Origin of the sequence: Paenibacillus nuruki (assembly GCF_963311185.1) — a bacterium.
Lineage (GTDB): Bacteria > Bacillota > Bacilli > Paenibacillales > Paenibacillaceae > Saccharibacillus > Saccharibacillus nuruki.
This window is the reverse complement of the sequence record NZ_OY725677.1, coordinates 2,166,293-2,182,271: the sequence shown is the minus strand read 5'-3', so window position 1 is coordinate 2,182,271 and position 15,979 is coordinate 2,166,293. Positions and strand designations below refer to the sequence as shown.

The following is a 15,979-nucleotide window of genomic DNA, read 5'->3' as shown; positions in this document are numbered from 1 at the left end:
ATCCGCTCTAATCATGAAAGGCTTTTATTTGTTAATCTATCAGCTTATTAGACATTGTATTGAAAATTAGCATCCTTTTGGCAATTAAAGCTTACCTGCGCTTACTTCTTGACCTAGCTTTTGACGAATATCGTCTGCGGCTTCAACCATTAATTTCAAAGCAGCCACAGTCTCAGGATGTGCACGAGTTTTTAATCCGCAGTCCGGGTTAATCCAGAACAATTTCGGATCAAGTACACGTAGAGCGCGTTCGATCAACTGTACCATTTCTTCTTTGGCAGGTACACGAGGACTATGAATATCATAGACACCTAGACCAATGCCTTTATCGTACCCATGAACTTCAAAAGAAGAAATCAATTCACCATGGCTACGAGATGTCTCAATAGAGATAACATCGGCATCCATATCTTTGATCGCATCAATAATATCATGGAATTCGGAATAACACATGTGAGTATGAATTTGTGTTGTTTCTTGTACAGCGGCTGTAGATAGACGGAACGAACCTACTGCCCAATCCAGATATTCTTGCCATTTGCTACGTTTTAGAGGCAATCCTTCACGTAGAGCAGGCTCATCTACCTGAATCATTTCAATACCCGCCGCTTCAAGTGCTAGAATCTCATCTGAAATAGCGCGTGCGATCTGGTAAGACACTTTACTACGAGGAATATCGTCACGTACAAATGACCAGTTTAGAATCGTTACTGGACCTGTTAACATCCCTTTAACAGGCTTAGTGGTTAATGATTGAGCATATTTTGTTTCCGTTACGGTCATTGGTTTTACAAAATGGACATTACCATAGATCACTGGTGGCTTCACGCAACGTGAACCATACGATTGAACCCAACCAAAGCGTGTAAATGTAAATCCATCTAATTGTTCTCCGAAAAATTCAACCATATCAGTACGTTCAAATTCACCATGTACCAATACATCTAATTTCAACTCTTCTTGAATCGAAATCCAATCTTGAATCTGTTCTTCAATAAAACGATTATAGTCTGCTGGCGACAATTCTCCTTTACGCCATAATTGACGAGCACGGCGTACTTCGACCGTTTGTGGGAAGCTACCGATCGTCGTTGTAGGCAATAATGGTAATTTCCATTTTTCTGCATGAATCACTTGACGCTGTGCAAAAGGAACATTGCGTGTAGCCGAACCTTCATCTTGTTGTAGATGTTGTTCTTGTGGAGCACGCCATGACGAATGAGCAATACGTTCTACGGCTTCACGACTGCGATCCAATGCTTCTTGTACCGCGCTTGCACCGATATTAGCAGCTTTCGTTAGCAAAGCCAATTCTTCTAATTTCTGATCTGCAAAAGCAAGAGCGTCTTTGATAATTGGATCAAGAGACGTTTCGCTGTTGGTGGTTACCGGTACATGTTGTAGACTGCAAGACGGCTGAATCAGTAAACGATCGGCAGGTACAGTTTGAGAAATAGTTTGAATCAATTCAATTTTATCTTCTAATTTGGAACGCCAGATATTGCGACCATCGACTAGACCTACGCCTAGAATTTTGTCTTCAGGGAATCCCCAATCATCAAGGTTGTTCAGATTTTGCTCTAATCCATGTACAAAGTCCAAGCCAATTCCTTGTACAGGTAGATCGATCAATTTACCAAAATCATCGACACCTTCAAAATAAGTCTGTACTAGCAAGTTCACATCAGGAGTCGCTTGATTGAACTGAGCATAAATGTCTTGCACCCATTGCCATTCTTCTGTAGATACTTCTAGCGCAAGGGATGGCTCATCCATCTGAACCCAGCGTACACCTGCTTTATTCAATCCTTGCAATATTTCAATATAAAGTGGAGCTAACTGATCCAGCCAATGCTTGAATTCAGAAGCTTCATATCCTTTAGACAGTTTGAGGAAGGTATACGGGCCAATCACTACAGGTTTGGTCTCAATGCCTAGTTCTGTTTTGGCTTCTAAGTATAGTCGCAGTGGACGGTTTTCTGTTAATTGTGGTGTGATTCCACCCAGTTCTGGGACAATATAATGGTAATTAGTATTGAACCATTTGGTCATTTCACCTGCTGTAGCATTGTCTGTCCCACGAGCAATATCAAAGTATTGTTGTAGTGATACTTCACCACCTGTATAGCCAAATCGCTCTGGAACTAATCCGAAAGTGACCGCAGTATCTAGAACCTGATCATAATAGGAAAAGTCGCCTACAGGAATCAGATCTATACCTGCTTTGCTTTGTTTACTCAGATGAGCGAGACGCAAATCTTTCATCGTTTGTAAAAAGTCAGTTTCAGAACTTTTGTTACTCCAGAACGCTTCAAGTGCTTTTTTCCATTCCCGTTGTTCCCCTAGACGTGGATAACCGATATTGCTACTCAGTACTTTTGGCATTATTATTCCCCCTGAAAGTGGATTGTTTGTTACAATCATCATAGCGCATTCTGGTAGGATATGGTTATACGTTTTGCCTATATCCTATCATGATCACACGCTATAGCTAGATAGCCTTTTTGGTCAAAAAGTCATTTGATGGTAAGATAAAAGAGAAGACATATCTATACATAATTGAAGCAGGGAAGATGAAAGGAGATCATCATGAGTATTTTGTATTTATTTTGGGCGTTTTTAGGTCAAGCTATACTAGGGATATTGATTACAGGATTGAACCGATTCGGATTAGCAGCAATCTGGTTAGATTATGTACCTACTGTTATTGTAAGCGTTTTGTATTTTATTGGATTTATGAAATTAGAAAAAGTAAATCCACAATTCGCCAAAGGTAAAATAGCTGCTATCAGTGCGGCTGTACTTGCGATTATTCAGATCTTTTTACCCGGTCAAGCCAATGTATTACCTTTACCGTGGTGGCTGGCTATCGTATCCTTACTCGTTATTATTGCAGATTTATTTATTATTTATACCGTATGTAAAGGTATCGGTGAACTGGCAGAAGCACAGAACTTACCAGATTTCAAAAAAGTATCTTATCAGCGCTGGATCATTTATGTATGTAATCAGATTGTAGCGTTGGCTGTATTAGCGATCAGCGCTTTTGTATCTTCTACAAGTGAAGGCAATTTGGTTATACTAGCAGGATTACTAGGAGTTATATACGTTATTTTTGGTCTACTTGTGTATATCTTAATGGCTACATTCATCTGGAAAGCTCATAAACTATTAGATATCAAATAGGAGGAATTCTTAATGACTAACGTATTGGTATTAGGTGGCACACGCTTTTTCGGCAAAAATCTAGTGGAATTGCTATTGAAAGAACAGATCAAAGTAACACTACTGACTCGTGGCAAAACGGAAGATGAATTTGGAGATCAAGTGCAACGCTTAGTGGTAGATCGTGAAGATGCAGTAGCTTTGGAAAAAGCGATCGGTGATCAGCAATATGATGTTGTCTACGATAATATTTGCTTTACACCACAGCAAGCACGTGAAGCAGTATCTATTTTCCAAAACAAAACCAAACGTTATATTTTGACTTCTAGCTTATCCGTCTATGATTTCGGCACAGGTATATGCCACGAATCAGATGTAGATACACATCATTATACAATTGATGCAGATCCAGAAGCAGAGCTTAGCTATGGAGAAGGCAAGCGTCAAGCAGAAGCTGTTTTTTTCCAACAAGCTGATTTTCCAGTAGCAGCTGTACGATTTCCAATTGTGTTAGGGCCTAATGATTATACCAAGCGGTTACATTTTCATGTCGAACGTGTATTAAGTGGTAAAGTGATTGGCATTTCGAATCTTGAAGCACAGATGAACTTTATTCATGAACAAGAAGCCGCTGAATTTTTATTCTGGTTAGGCATTTCTTCCGAATTGATAGGACCTGTTAATGCCCGTTCTGACGGAGAAGTCAGTCTACGTGAATTGGTACAGTGGATAGAGCAGGGTACCGAACAACAAGCGATTATTCAAAGCGAAACAGATGATGAAGCACAGTCTCCTTTTGGTGTGCCTGATTCATGGATTATGGATACGTCCAAAGCGAAACAAGATGGATTTCAATTCTATGTATTATCGGACTGGATGCCTGCATTGATAAAGCAAATGGCTACACAAACAAATAGATAAAGTGATCACAGAATGGAGCTTGACGATGGTCAATGATATTTTTATAGGTGATATTCCTTTAGTAGATGGAGTGATTGAACAAGTCATTCTTTTACCCGATCAAGTGAAAGTATACTTCCGAACCGATCAAGGGATATCTACTGTATTTTCTTTAGAGCAAGTAGCAGGAGTATGGGATCGCCGCTCCGCCGGACAAGAAATAGGCGGTATGCGGACGGTTCCCTGGTCACGTACCGATGCACAGATACGTGATGTTTTGATGGCGCAAGTAGAACAAGGAGAATTGAGCGAAGAGTTATTAAGTAGTCTTTCAATCTATTCTTTTATTAGTAGCTGGGGTGAACATTCTATTTTGGATATAGCAGCTAGTGAAATACGGACTCAGCGTTAATCGTCAAATATGACTAGATTTATTCATACGACGATAAGCTGCAATCAGAAATGGTAGACCAAGCGCACAAGTCAATGCTAACGGTACAAATATCTGGACACTGTGTGCTGCGCCTCTAGCATCAAGTAAAAAACCTCCGAGTATAGGGGCGCAGACACTACCCAGATTATTAAATCCAATCGTTCCAAAATACGTTCCTTTCCATTCTGGCTTGGCAATACGATCTATTAACATATCCATCATCGTAAATAACAATACTTCACCGATTGTGAAAATAACGGTAATTAACATAAAGGCTACACCAGTACTTGCTAATCCATATAGAAGTAAGCTTGTCGCTACAAACACATTGCCCACAATTAAAGAAACAACAGGCGCAAAGCGTGAAGCCCATTTTACTAATGGATATTGTACAACCAGTACAGTAATAGCATTGAGTGTTAACATATAAGCAAACCATGTTGTACCATTTTGTAAATGAGGAACCAATGCTAAATATTGCGGTAAAGTTGAATTAAGATGTCCATAACCCAGTACACAGAATGTGGTGCCGATCAATATGTATAAAAAGACTCGATCTTGAGAAATAATGCGTAATGCTTCTTTTAACGTAATCCGTTGTTCATTCGTTACGGAAGAGTTGCTATGCACAGGATGTTTACCAAATTGAAAACTAAGAATAATCGTATAAAGTACATAGATACACCCTGCCATTACAAAAGCACTGCTTGATCCATCACGACTTAACCATAATCCTAGCAATGGGCCGAAAACAACGCCTACATTAACCGCTGTATAGCGCATATTAAATACTAGCAATTTTTGCTCTTGTGGAGTCACTTCTGATAACAGTGCTCTAGAAGTAGGCTCGAATAAAGAGCGACAAAGCCCATTTAGCGTATTTACTATAAAAAACATCCAGATTTGATTGGAAGCAGCAAAAGCAAAAAACACAATACTCCACCCTGTAATTGATAAAATCATTACTTTTTTACGTCCGATCCGATCTGAGATATAACCTCCATAAAAGCTAGCAAATACCCCTACTAATGAACTGACAGCTACTGTAATCCCTGTTTGTGTAGGTGTCGCTCCCAAAGACTGGGTAAGATAAATCGATAAAAAAGGAATACTCATCGAAGTCGCCATTCTTCCAAATAACGTTCCTATAATGATTGTCCATGCTAAAGGGTGAATATGACGTAACGATAATAAAGAGTTTTTCATAGAATAGAGGTACTCCTTTCTTATAGATGATACAAAAAATTATTTTCTCACCCTTATAAAAGGCTGTCAAGATCACTTACTATTCTATACTTATCTTTAGAAACGAATTGTCATATAATGGTATGAAATCGACAAAGGAGGAATAGACATGGCCGATGCAGTGTCTCAGTTTTATCAATCTTATAATGAAGATTCAAGATTCGAACGTCCATCTCGAGCAGTTGAATATCTAACGACTCTACATATGATAGATACATGGTTATCTCAGTTACCTCCAGCATCTGCGATCTTAGACAGCGGAGCAGGAAGTGGTGTATATGCCCTTCATTATGCAGATCAAGGGCACTCTGTAACAGCTATCGATATTACACCTAAACATATTGAGCAAATTCAAGCCAAAATCGTGCAATCTAAGCAAGTATTATCTGTACAAGCAGAAATCGGTAATGCTATTCATTTATCTAATATTTGCTGTCTGCTCAGGCTGAGATTGTCGATCATGCAGGAGCAGATGGAATAACGCATACTATAGATGGTTCGATAGATGTGATGGATAAAGATACATATAACACATGGATCAACTATCATTTTCAGACATGCCGGGAGCGTAGTATTTTAGGATTAAGTACGCATGGATTGATTGTAGGACGTAAAAGTTAAAAGTATATATATCTTAAAATTGTAAAATAGATATTATAAATAAATACATGTCAAAAGCTAGTGGCCTTAAAGGTTCTGGCTTTTTTATATACCAATAATGATATATAAATTTGTTCTGAATGTTTGTTTTACTAAAGACAAGGGTAAAGTATACGAGAAGCAATTGAAATAATAGTAATATACTAACTAATTGTTATTATTCGATATTTATATATGCCTATTCATTATTAAGGCTATCCTAAGGAGGATATTATTATGACATTAGTACAATCAAAATATACACATTGGAACAAGCAATTTATAGCTGGAGAATGGGTAGAAGGTTCTTCTGACAAAATGATGCAAAATAAAAATCCTTATACAGGTGAAACATTAGTAGAATGGCGTTCTTCGGATGAGAATGATCTAGATAAAGCGTACAAAACAGCGCAAACAGAAGGCAAGAAATGGTCTAAAACGCCTCTTGCTGTACGTGCTAAAGTCATGCGTGAAGCGATGATGCAAATGAATGAACGTAAAGAAGAAATCGTAGATCTGTTGATTGCTGAATCAGGTAGTACCCGTCTCAAAGCAGAACGTGAATGGATGACAACAGTACGTATTTTGGAAGAATCGTCTTCGTTCCCTTATCGAATGAAAGGGGAATTGATCGGTTCAGATATCCCGGGCAAAGAAAACCGTGTTGTTCGTGAAGCTAAAGGTGTAATCGGTGTAATTGGACCGTGGAATTTCCCTCTACATCTATGTATGCGTTCTGTCGCTCCAGCACTTGCTGTAGGTAATGGTGTAGTGATCAAGCCTGCTTCAGATACACCAATCACAGCAGGATTATTGATCGCTGATATTTTTGAAAAAGCAGGATTACCTAAAGGAGTCCTTAGTGTTGTCAGTGGTAGCGGTAGCGAAATAGGCGATGCTTTTGTCAAACACCCGATTCCTAAATTGATTTCATTTACAGGTTCAACAGAAGTAGGACGTGGAATCGGTAAATTAGCAGGCGAACATTTGAAAGATGTAGCGCTAGAGTTAGGCGGCGACAATGCAATGATCGTATTGGATGATGCGGATATTGATAAAGCTGTCGAAGCCGCTGTATACGGTAAGTTTTTCCATCAAGGACAGATCTGTATGGCACTTAATCGTATTGTGATTGATGATTCAATCTATAATACTTTTGTAGAGAAATTTACGAATACAGTCAAAGGTCTCAAATTCGGTGACCCTGCTGATGAGAAAACGTTAGTTGGGCCTTTGATTCATGAAAAAGAAGTAGATCGTCTATTAGAAGTTATCGAACAAGCGCAAAAAGAAGGCGCTAAATTACTGTATGGTGGTAAAAGCAAAGGCAGCGTGCTTGAGCCAACTGTATTAAGTGAAGTGTCTCCTGACAATTCAGCAGCACAACATGAATTGTTCGGACCTGTTGCTTTATTGATTCGTGCCCAAAATGAAGCAGATGCGATTGAAATCGTTAATCGTAGTGAATATGGTCTGAGTGGATCTGTATTTACATCGAATATCGAACGTGGTTATCGTGTCGCTCAAGAAGTAGAAAGTGGCATGGTGCATGTGAATGATCAATCTGTAAATGATGAAGCACATGTGATGTTTGGTGGCGAAAAATCATCTGGTTTGGGACGTTTCGGCGGCGATTGGGCGATTGAGAAATTTACACGTACACGTTGGATTAGTATTCAACATGAATACCGTGAATTTCCTAATATTTAAATCAATCGACTCAACAAGTATTCTATAATGCAATCATAGATCTGTTCAACTTAAACGGCTTTATCATTCCTGCGTATGGATGATAAGGTCGTTTTTGCATGATCGTATATGTTAAATCATAGCTATATTTCCTAGCAAAAAGATCAAAAAGGAGTTTGAAAGATCTGAAATGCGGTTATTAATTCTTACCGGAAGATTTACCATAATCTTATTATGGACTGTATATTGGTAACGAAGCTTCTGGTGAATCGAGAAGGAGTTGAGCAGGTATGTCAATAGATCGTTTTATACTCCATAAATTAAGCCGTGAAGCCAATGAGCATACTCGTACCAATTTATTGCGCTTATTTGTTATCCGTATCCGGAGTGCAGAAAAGCAAGAAGCTGTTAGAAAACATCAATATATTAGCTAAAATGATTTTAGATTATCGATCACTTTAATGAGACATTCTCATCATTATTCTTTTGATTGTCTAGATAATCATGAGAGTTAATGATGTATATAGTAGATGCTTAAAGCTCACAAAAAAACATCCGTTCTCCTTAAAGGAGCCGGATGTTTTTTTATAGTTATAATGGTTGTGTTATTTAGCTGTTTGAGAATACTCGGCTTCTAAAACCATTGCTTCTGGCTCTACCCATGATTGAGACCAGTCCTGAATACCGCGTATAACAGATTCTAATGCTAATCCTTTTTGAGTTAATTCATATTCAATCCGTACCGGAGTCTCAGGGTATACATGGCGGACAACCATTCCTTCATGCTCTAGATCCTTCAGGCGTTCGGACAAAAGACGACCGCTTACCGGGAGTGATGATTGAATAGAGCAAAAGCGTTGAGGACCACCCATCAGTTGATAAATAATTAAGCCATTCCAACGTTTACTTAAAATCTGCATCCCCTTTTCGAATCGAGGACAAAGCATTGATGTATCCATCTATATCACCTCTTTTAATAAACCTATTATATCACATAATATACATTTGATACAGACTATCACTTCAGTAATTTAATAACTTTTAAGATATTTCTTTTAAAAGTACACTAGATTACTTAAAGTTAATTGGTGTGCAATTGATTTACCTGCATTTTTATTTAAAATGATCGAATTGCTCACAAAAAGCCGGTATTACATATAGATCCGTAAAGATCAGTATGTAACACCGGCTAAATGACAAGAATACACTATTTTATGTAATGACTAAGAAAGCTCAGACAGAAAGGGCCAAACGGAAATGTTCCGTTTTCAGGCCCAGCGTAATGTCTATAGAAGTGCATGGAGATTCATTTTGTTTAGTATAGAGATAAAGCTAAAGTATCGCTTTCACGATAAGTGTGCAAAATCGCTTCAGAACCCACAACTTCGATACTGATCACTGTATCTAGACATGTTTTAATCATTTTTTTACCATTTACAACTTTGTGTTCAATCGTTCTGCGTAATAGTCTTAACAGCTTGGACATTGGTTGTGTATTCTCGGCGTTAAAGTAAACCGGAACCATCTTGTTCTCTAAAAGAATTGTCGTTTTCACTATTAATCACCTCGTTTATTTTTATAAGTAATTTGAATTCAAAAGATTGTGTAGGTTTAGCCTCTCGACTAACTTGACTTTATTGTAATCACCTTTCCTTAAAGAAAACTTAAAATTACATGATTTTCACCTAAAACATTAGTATGAATTTTAAAGCAAGACACATAATGTTCAATAAACCTACATTACTTATTACTTATAATAATCATTTATGGTTAAAAATGGAATATATTTCGGGAAATAATTGACAAAATTAAGCCTATAGTGCTACATTTGAATAGGTACTAAGAACCTGTATTCTATTATTTCCGTAAATAGTCGCCCTTTATATAGTTATAAAAGCTCACATGCCGGTATGGAAGGGAGAAGATAGTCCACATGTTAACTTTAAATTCTTCCAAAGAACTAATGATGACGTTGACAGACAAAGAATTGTTCTTTTTAGGCGGCATACTTGGATTCGATCAGATCATGGGTATAGACAATCCATTACACCATAGTACTGCTGAAGAACTGGCTGATATATGGAAGCAAGCAAGTACATCTTTATTACAAAAAGGATGCTTGATTATAGAAGATAATAATGAATTAGCGTCACTTCCACCAGATGCATATTTACAAGGAAAGTTTATCGGCACCTATAAGCGTGGATGCTGTATACGTTACTTTTGTGCTACAGATGCTAATAGTAAAGTCCGTGAAGGGCATAGCTATTTTACGCATGAAACGGTAGTTGATATTAAGCAAACGCCTACTTTACCGGGAAGCTATACGTTAACTGAATTAGGAAGTCTTAATAAAGCATGCACATTATTGTTAAAACGAATGAAATTAAGTAATAACAAAATAGGTGAAATGCCTGCATTAACATTTTCGCGGCAATGGTTTGATCAGTATTTTCGTGATGGTGAACCTATTCAATTAGAAAAGATGATTTCAGAATTAACTGAAATGACCGGAGATTCTGAAGGTTCACGTATTTTTGCAAAAGTGTTGCATAATTATAGTCTTCGTGCTGAGATTCAATTTTCTCAATGGGAAGAAGATAGTTGGCAACGTCAAGGCGCAGTGTTATTGGCTGATCAGAATACCAATTGGATTGTTCGTATGAGCAATCAAGATCATGAAGATTGGGTGATCGCTGTGCCTGTTGATAAAAAGCAATTACGTCGTATGTTGCTTGATTGGGTACAACAACCTGATCCTGTATAATTGTAGAAGTAGATCCTATGAGCCGGACAGATGATATCTGTTCGGTTTTTTATTGTTAAAATTGTTAAAAAAATATGAAAAAGTGATTCCATCACTACCTATATTGGGTAAATTGTTGAAGCACGAGGGTGCAATACTTATGCATACATATTTTATTTAAAAGGAGTGGAGTAAATGATGGAATCTACAATTAATATACATCGCTTTGCAGGTAAAACAGCGTTGGTGACCGGAGCAGGTTCTGGCATTGGTAAAGCGACTGCTCTTAAATTCGTAGCTGAGGGAGCGAATGTGATCTTATGTGATCTATCGCTTGAACGTATACGTGAAACAGAAGCAGAAGCAAATGCGATTCGTCCTGATGCAGCATTGGCTTTTGAGATGGATATTGCAAATGAAGAACAAGTGAAACATGCAATTCAGGCAGGAGCAGAACATTTTAGTGGTCTGGATATTGTTTTTGCTAATGCAGGGATTAACGGAGTACTTGCTCCTATTGATGAGATCGGATTCGAAGATTGGCAACGTACGATCAATACCAATCTAGGAGGTACTTTTCTGACGATCAAGTATGCGCTTCCTTTCTTAAAAGAGCATGGAGGCGGAAGTATTGTGATTACCAGTTCGATTAATGGTAATACCACATTTGCAAGCTTTGGTATGTCAGCTTATAGTACTTCCAAAGCAGGTCAAGTCGCTTTTGCTAAAATGGCTGCTCTTGAACTGGCTCAATTCAAAGTTCGTGTCAATGTAATCTGTCCGGGAGCAATCTCAACGAACATTGATCAAAGTACAGAAGTGAATGAACTGGTACGCAATATCGCTATTCCTATCGAATTCCCGAATGGTCGTCAACCTTTGGCAGGGCAATCGGGTTCAGCGGATAATGTAGCAGATCTGGTTACTTTCTTATCTTCTCCAGAAGCGGCTCATATCACAGGAGCGCAGATTACGATTGATGGCGCAGAATCGTTGTTGTGTTAATCTGTCGCTGACTCCCTAAATAGATAATTAATAATCATGTATATCATAAATAATGACCAAGAAGCTCTGTTATAGGAGCTTCTTTTGTTATATTATGAGGCTATTGAAATGATTACTGTAATAGATATAGATAATAATCAAAGAGGTGACAACCATATGTTATCTTGGTTAGCTGAACAGAAGATTAATAAAGCGATACAACAAGGAGAATTCGATGATCTTCCGGGAAAAGGAAAGCCACTGGAATTGGAAGATTTATCTCATGTGCCTGAAGAATTACGTGCCGCTTATAAATTGATGAAAAATGCAGGTGTCATTCCAGAAGAGTTACAATTGCGACAAGAGATGTTAACCTTAACCGATCTGATCGCAGCTTGTCAGCATGCAGGTGAACGACAAGCTTTACATCGTAAATTAGATGAGAAAACATTGCGTTTACAGATGATTACAGCTCAAAGAGGATTGTATGATAATGCTTCTTATCAACGATATGAACATCAAATTCGTCGTAAATTCACTTAGAATAGTAATATGTGATTGAAAAAAGTTCGCTTGGAATATTTAATTCTCATTTTATTAGATAGCGTTTATATAGATAATCAGACGTTTACAGAAAGGAATTATGATTTGACTGAATTATTGAATTTACCAGTAGATGCGTTGATTCCGGACTTAAAATTATATTTAGAGCAACAAGGAATAGCCGTATTAACAGCGGAACCAGGAGCGGGCAAAACAACGCGTATTCCACTTGCTTTACGTCATGAAAAATGGCTAGAACATAAGCGCATTATTATGCTAGAACCTCGCCGTGTAGCTGCGATTGCTGCGGCACGCTTTATGGCGGCTTCCTTAGGAGAGCAAGTCGGCCAAACGGTTGGTTATCGAGTAGCTTTGGATAGCAAAGTAAGTAAGCATACAGTGATCGAAGTGGTGACTGAAGGTATTTTGACAGCAATGATCCAGCATGATCCTTCATTAGAACAAGTAGGTTTGATTATTTTTGATGAATTTCATGAACGGAATCTGCATGCTGATCTGGGGCTTGCTCTGGTGATAGAGAGCAGGTCTATTTTGCGTGAAGATCTAAGGATAGTCGTTATGTCTGCTACGATGAATCCACATCCTGTTGCAGCTTTATTAGGGAATGCTCCTATACTTTCGAGTGCAGGACGAACATATCCTGTAGAAACTTATTATGTGGCAGGCGAGTCGATTTTTAATATGTATCAACGTCCATATTCTGATTGGGCCAAAAAAGTATCTTCGACTATCCAAGAAGCATTACAGCAACATGAAGGAAATGTACTGGTCTTTTTGCCAGGTATACGTGAGATTCGATCGGTATATCGAGAATGTGCATCTTGGATTCATCTGATGGGTAGTAAGGCAGAAATAGTCATTTTACATGGTGGTATGAGCGCATCAGAACAGGATCAAGTGCTTGCTCCTTCTATAGGACATACACGTAAAGTCGTATTATCCACATCGTTAGCAGAATCCAGTATTACAATAAATGGAATCCATATTGTTATTGATAGTGGTCTGATGCGTACGCCTGTCTTTTCCGCTCGGACAGGGATGCAACATTTGGCAACAGAACGTGTATCTCAAGATAGTGCAGATCAACGCCGAGGCCGAGCAGGGCGACAAAATGCTGGCATATGTTATCGTATGTGGAGTGAAGAAGAACAATTGTATTTATTAACTACCCGTTTACCGGAAATCATGCAAAGTGATCTGGCTTCGACGGCGTTACAAATTGCGCTCTGGGGAACAGATGTGAATGAATTGAACTGGTTGGATCAGCCACCCAAAGCCGCTTATGAGCAAGCTTGTCAATTATTGATCCATCTGGAAGCTCTGGACGATCAGAAATGTATAACAGCGCATGGACGTGAATTAGCTAAGCTTCGGGTTCATCCTCGTCTTGCTCATATGATTGTAAAAGCTATTCCTTTAGGTCTGGTTCAACAAGCGTGTGATCTAGCCGCTTTGTTACAAGAACGCGATATATTGTCATTTCATGAAGCAGGTGCAGATATAGAACATCGTGTACAAGCTCTTCATGGCAATACATCGTATACAGTAGATCAGGCGGCAATCAAACGTATTCGTGAATGGAGTCAACGATTTGAGAAGCAAGCACGTTTAGTTAAAGTGGATATTAAGGATGCTCCATTAGAACATCTTTCTTCTAAATTCCATACAGGGCTGTTATTATCACTTGCTTATCCTGACCGAATAGCCAAAAATCGTGGGAATGGTACCTTTCTATTACGTATGGGGAGAGGAGCTGTATGGAATAAGAAGCTGGCTCATTCTGAATATTTAGCAACTGCTTCGTATCTTGTCGCCGCCGAATTAGATGGTACAGGCACAGACAGTATGATTAGATTAGCCGCAGTCATAAGTGAAGCACACATTCGGGAAGTCCATCAAGTTCATATTCAATTGGTCTCTCAAGTTCACTACGATGAAGAGAGCGAAAGGATATCTGCACGCATGGATACTTGTCTGGGATCTATTACTTTGCAATCGGTGCCTGATCCTAAGCCTTCAGCAGAAAAGATTCAGCAGGCAATGATAGAAGCTATTCGGCGCAAAGGATTGGATAGCTTGAACTGGACCAAAACAGCTGTGCAGTGGAGAGAGCGAATATCTTTTATGCATCATCTTCAAGCCGATTATCCTGCTATGGATGATCAGACATTATTAGCAGACATGGATCAATGGTTACTCCCTTATATAGAAGGAATCCGTCGATTTAGTGAATTGCGTAAGATAAATATCACAGAGTTGCTAACTCAGCAGTTATCATGGGAACAACGTCAAGCGATAGAGCGATTGGCACCTACACATATTGACGTTCCTAGCGGATCACGAATTCCGGTTAACTATCATGATCCATTGCGTCCATTTATCGCTGTACGATTACAAGAGTTATTTGGTTGTCTCACTACACCGACTATAGGTTACAATACTCCGCTCACGATCCATTTATTATCTCCAGCAGGGCGACCGGTGCAGGTCACGAACGATTTGAATAGCTTTTGGCAAGAAGCCTATTTTGAAATCAAAAAAGATTTGAAAGGCAGATATCCCAAGCATTATTGGCCTGAAAATCCGCTAACAGCTGAACCTACACATCGTGTTAAACCACGTCAATCTTAAATGCTAAGTGTCTAACTACAGAAATATGATTTTGTCAACACTTTTTTTGTGATTCCGATTGAAAATATGCCTTCAAGGGTAATAACTTCACATGCAACCTGATACCAAATTAGGTGATAAAAGGTTAATACTCGGGAGGTAACAACAATGGATAAGAAAATCGTAGGTGTATTTAATACAGAACAAGAAGCTTCTAATGCAATTGAACAATTAAAAGGTCAAGGATTTTCTACAGATGAAATTTCTGTAATTACCAAAGACCGTGAAGAATTACGTAATATTACAGAAGAAACAGATACCAAAGCACCAGAAGGTGTAGCAACAGGAGCGACTACAGGCGGAGTACTTGGCGGAACAGCAGGCTTATTAGCAGGTCTTGGTGCGCTAGCTATACCGGGTATTGGCCCAATTCTAGCAGCAGGACCGATTGCAGCGACGATTACTGGTGCAGCTGTAGGTGCTGGAGCAGGTGGATTGTTGGGCGGACTGATCGGTATGGGTATACCGGAAGAGGAAGCTACTGAATACGAAGGTTATGTGAATAATGGTAAAATTCTTGTACTTGTAGAAGATGATGACCGTTATGACAATGTATACGGCGTATTCCGTAATAACCGTACATTGAATGAGACTCGTTACCGTACACAAGCAGACCGTCAAGGTACGCTAGACCAGTCTACAACAAAGCAAGATCAACCGGTAGGACGTACAGAAGAAGACCCGAATGCGTCTAAAGTTCACAAAGAAATAGATAAAGACAGTCTTAACGATGATAGTCAAGGATCAGACAACAAATTGACTTCATATTCTAATGGCGGTTACGGCGTATAATTGATTTTTCCTAAATTATATAAAGAAACATTCAAAAGCTTATCTTTGGTCAGATTTTCTGCCAGAGATAGGCTTTTCGTCATTATTCTACTAGATTCGCTACAGTAATTGCCAAAAAAACGTGCATTAGGTTATAAATGCCCTGTTAGATT

Annotated in this window: 15 protein-coding genes; 11 read left to right on the top strand and 4 right to left on the bottom strand. The window is 38.7% G+C overall.

The features are described 5' to 3' along the window. Nucleotides 1-84: 84 nt before the first annotated feature. Nucleotides 85-2,385 carry a 5-methyltetrahydropteroyltriglutamate--homocysteine S-methyltransferase gene (gene metE, locus RCP16_RS09425; protein ID WP_308642287.1) on the bottom strand — a complete coding sequence of 767 codons (2,301 nt, stop codon included), beginning with the start codon at nt 2,383-2,385 and terminating at the stop codon, nt 85-87. Between the two features lie 204 nt (nt 2,386-2,589). On the opposite strand from metE, the gene RCP16_RS09420 reads away from it, so the two are divergent. Genes RCP16_RS09420 through RCP16_RS09410 form a run of 3 tightly spaced genes read left to right on the top strand, consistent with a single transcriptional unit; the run spans nt 2,590 to nt 4,477 of the window. Further along, entirely contained in the window at nt 2,590-3,186 is a 597-nt protein-coding gene (locus RCP16_RS09420; RefSeq protein WP_137222812.1) for a hypothetical protein, read from the top strand. A gap of 12 nt (nt 3,187-3,198) precedes the next feature. Continuing rightward, nucleotides 3,199-4,086 carry an NAD-dependent epimerase/dehydratase family protein gene (locus RCP16_RS09415; protein WP_308642286.1) on the top strand — a complete coding sequence of 296 codons (888 nt, stop codon included), beginning with the start codon at nt 3,199-3,201 and terminating at the stop codon, nt 4,084-4,086. A gap of 25 nt (nt 4,087-4,111) precedes the next feature. After that, on the top strand, nt 4,112-4,477 hold the full coding sequence (locus RCP16_RS09410) for a hypothetical protein (protein ID WP_308642285.1): 366 nt from the start codon (nt 4,112-4,114) through the stop codon (nt 4,475-4,477). Between the two features lie 3 nt (nt 4,478-4,480). On the opposite strand, the gene RCP16_RS09405 is transcribed toward RCP16_RS09410, so the two are convergent. Then, nucleotides 4,481-5,704: an MDR family MFS transporter gene (locus RCP16_RS09405; RefSeq protein ID WP_308642284.1), complete on the bottom strand. Its 1,224-nt coding sequence runs from the start codon at nt 5,702-5,704 to the stop codon at nt 4,481-4,483. Nucleotides 5,705-5,852: 148 nt separating this feature from the next. Between RCP16_RS09405 and RCP16_RS09400 the strand changes: the two genes are divergently transcribed. The 3 genes from RCP16_RS09400 to RCP16_RS09390 all read left to right on the top strand — a co-directional run bounded on the left by RCP16_RS09400 (nt 5,853) and on the right by RCP16_RS09390 (nt 8,505). Continuing rightward, complete coding sequence (locus RCP16_RS09400; RefSeq protein ID WP_308642283.1) at nt 5,853-6,224, top strand: class I SAM-dependent methyltransferase; 372 nt, start codon at nt 5,853-5,855, stop codon at nt 6,222-6,224. Nucleotides 6,225-6,619: 395 nt separating this feature from the next. Beyond that, nucleotides 6,620-8,092, top strand: a complete 1,473-nt coding sequence (locus RCP16_RS09395) for an aldehyde dehydrogenase family protein (RefSeq protein ID WP_308642282.1) — start codon at nt 6,620-6,622, stop codon at nt 8,090-8,092. 269 nt (nt 8,093-8,361) lie between these two features. Next, nucleotides 8,362-8,505, top strand: coding sequence for a hypothetical protein (locus RCP16_RS09390; protein WP_175425102.1), 144 nt, complete (start codon nt 8,362-8,364; stop codon nt 8,503-8,505). A 171-nt stretch (nt 8,506-8,676) separates the two neighbouring features. On the opposite strand, the gene RCP16_RS09385 is transcribed toward RCP16_RS09390, so the two are convergent. Beyond that, the gene (locus RCP16_RS09385) at nt 8,677-9,030 is read right to left on the bottom strand and encodes a winged helix-turn-helix transcriptional regulator (RefSeq protein ID WP_069325885.1); all 354 of its coding nucleotides are present in this window, start codon (nt 9,028-9,030) and stop codon (nt 8,677-8,679) included. Nucleotides 9,031-9,386: 356 nt separating this feature from the next. After that, complete coding sequence (locus RCP16_RS09380) at nt 9,387-9,626, bottom strand: hypothetical protein (RefSeq protein WP_069325886.1); 240 nt, start codon at nt 9,624-9,626, stop codon at nt 9,387-9,389. 378 nt (nt 9,627-10,004) lie between these two features. Between RCP16_RS09380 and RCP16_RS09375 the strand changes: the two genes are divergently transcribed. The 5 genes from RCP16_RS09375 (at nt 10,005) to RCP16_RS09355 (ending at nt 15,827) form a co-directional block, all read left to right on the top strand. Beyond that, the gene (locus RCP16_RS09375) at nt 10,005-10,838 is read left to right on the top strand and encodes a hypothetical protein (RefSeq protein WP_308642281.1); all 834 of its coding nucleotides are present in this window, start codon (nt 10,005-10,007) and stop codon (nt 10,836-10,838) included. A gap of 177 nt (nt 10,839-11,015) precedes the next feature. Next, nucleotides 11,016-11,822: an SDR family oxidoreductase gene (locus RCP16_RS09370; protein ID WP_137222932.1), complete on the top strand. Its 807-nt coding sequence runs from the start codon at nt 11,016-11,018 to the stop codon at nt 11,820-11,822. A gap of 156 nt (nt 11,823-11,978) precedes the next feature. Further along, nucleotides 11,979-12,344, top strand: a complete 366-nt coding sequence (locus RCP16_RS09365) for a DnaJ family domain-containing protein (protein ID WP_308642280.1) — start codon at nt 11,979-11,981, stop codon at nt 12,342-12,344. A gap of 105 nt (nt 12,345-12,449) precedes the next feature. After that, nucleotides 12,450-14,996, top strand: a complete 2,547-nt coding sequence (gene hrpB / locus RCP16_RS09360) for an ATP-dependent helicase HrpB (RefSeq protein ID WP_308642279.1) — start codon at nt 12,450-12,452, stop codon at nt 14,994-14,996. A gap of 147 nt (nt 14,997-15,143) precedes the next feature. Continuing rightward, nucleotides 15,144-15,827, top strand: coding sequence for a general stress protein (locus tag RCP16_RS09355; RefSeq protein WP_069325889.1), 684 nt, complete (start codon nt 15,144-15,146; stop codon nt 15,825-15,827). Nucleotides 15,828-15,979: the final 152 nt, after the last annotated feature.